The organism is Pseudomonas sp. BF-R-01 (genome assembly GCF_019946615.1).
Lineage (GTDB): Bacteria > Pseudomonadota > Gammaproteobacteria > Pseudomonadales > Pseudomonadaceae > Aquipseudomonas > Aquipseudomonas migulae.
Genome location: NZ_JAGYFX010000218.1, coordinates 1 through 1,663, shown reverse-complemented (window position 1 = coordinate 1,663; position 1,663 = coordinate 1). Strand labels below are relative to the sequence as shown.

The following is a 1,663-nucleotide window of genomic DNA, read 5'->3' as shown; positions in this document are numbered from 1 at the left end:
TTCGAAAACCGGCCACCACGGCCATGGTTCGGCGGGCCGCTGGTGCCACTTACCTTCCAGCTGATTTCGCTGATCATCGCCGCCTGGTACGGCGCCAAACTGTTGAGTCGGCCGATCCAGCGCCTGAGCGACGCCGCCGAGCGCCTGAGCGAGAACCTCGACAGCCCGCCGCTGGATGAGTCCGGCCCACGGGAGGCCCGGCAAGCGGCCTACACCTTCAACCTGATGCAAAAACGCATCATCGAACAGATGCAGCAGCGTTCGCGGATGCTCGGCGCGGTGTCCCACGACCTGCGCACGCCGCTGTCACGCCTTAAGCTGCGGCTGGAACAGATCGACGACGACAAACTGCAAGGCCAGATGCGCCAGGATCTGGACGACATGATCAGCATGCTCGACGCCACCCTCACCTACCTGCACGAGCAGCGTACCAGTGAGGCACCACAGTGGATGGACGTGCAGGCGCTGGTCGAATCCTTGAGTGAAAACGCCCAGGACCAGGGCTCCGATGTCCAGGCCAGCGGCCATTGCGCACCGTTGCAAGTGCAGCCGATGGCGTTGCGCTCGTGCATCAACAATCTGCTGGATAACGCACTGCGTTATGCCGGGCAGGCGCAGATCGTGCTTGAGGACAATCGCGAACATCTGGTGATTCGGGTCATCGACCATGGGCCGGGGATTGCGGCAGATAAACGTGAAGCGGTGTTTGAACCATTCTTCCGCCTGGAAGGTTCGCGCAATCGCAACTCCGGGGGTGTCGGTCTGGGCATGACCATTGCGCGTGAAGCGGCTGAACGATTGGGTGGGCAATTGAATCTGGATGAAACGCCTGGTGGCGGTTTGACCGCCGTTATCTGGTTGCCCCGCACCTGAGCCCCACAGGTTCTGAGCCTGACCCGAGACCTGTGTGTACCAATCGGTACAAACCCCACATACCTACGACAACTTGCTCCTTGAGGCTGCATAAGCCGGTGCACCCACCGGTTTTCCATTCCAGGGAGTGAGCCCAATGATCGGTAGCGTCAGCAACTACACGAGCTATACCAGCACCAGCAGCACCACAACCAGCAATGCTCGCAGCCAGCAATTCCAGAAAGAACTGCTCGCCAGGCTCGACACCAACAGCGACGGTTCGGTGGATCAGGACGAGCTCACCAGCGCTCTGTCACAGAAAACCGAGGACGGCCTGCTGGTCAGCCTGAGCAAGAACTTCGCCGATCTGGACAGTGACGACAGTGGCAGCCTGAGCAGCGAAGAAATGGCTGCAATGGCACCACCGCCACCACCACCGCGTGATCAGGCACCGAACACCGAACTGGCCGACGCGCTGATCAGCGCACTGGACACCGACAGTGACGGCGCCATCAGCAGCGATGAGCTGAGCAGCGGCCTGACCAACGCCGGCAGCAGTGCCGACAGCACAGAGATTTTTTCGGCGCTGGATAAAAACGAAGACGGCGTCGTCAGCAAGGACGAACTCGCCGCCAGCCTCGCCCCGCCGCCGCCACCTCCGCAACAGATGTCCAGTGACGAATTGTTCAGCCAACTCGACGCGGACAGCGACGGCAGTGTCAGCGCCGGCGAATTGAGCAGTGCGTTGCAGGCCAGCAGCACTTCAACCACCAGCAGCGACACCAGCGCCGCGTTGCTCAAGGTGCTGGAC

Annotated in this window: 2 protein-coding genes; both read left to right on the top strand. The window is 61.3% G+C overall.

All coding sequences use genetic code 11. From position 1 onward, the window contains the following. Nucleotides 1-873: sensor histidine kinase (locus tag KGB27_RS31335; protein ID WP_223557382.1), on the top strand; the 873-nt coding region annotated here is incomplete at its 5' end. A gap of 136 nt (nt 874-1,009) precedes the next feature. Then, a partial coding sequence (xopAW, locus tag KGB27_RS31330) for a XopAW family type III secretion system calcium-binding effector (RefSeq protein ID WP_223557381.1) occupies nt 1,010-1,663 on the top strand: 654 nt, incomplete at its 3' end.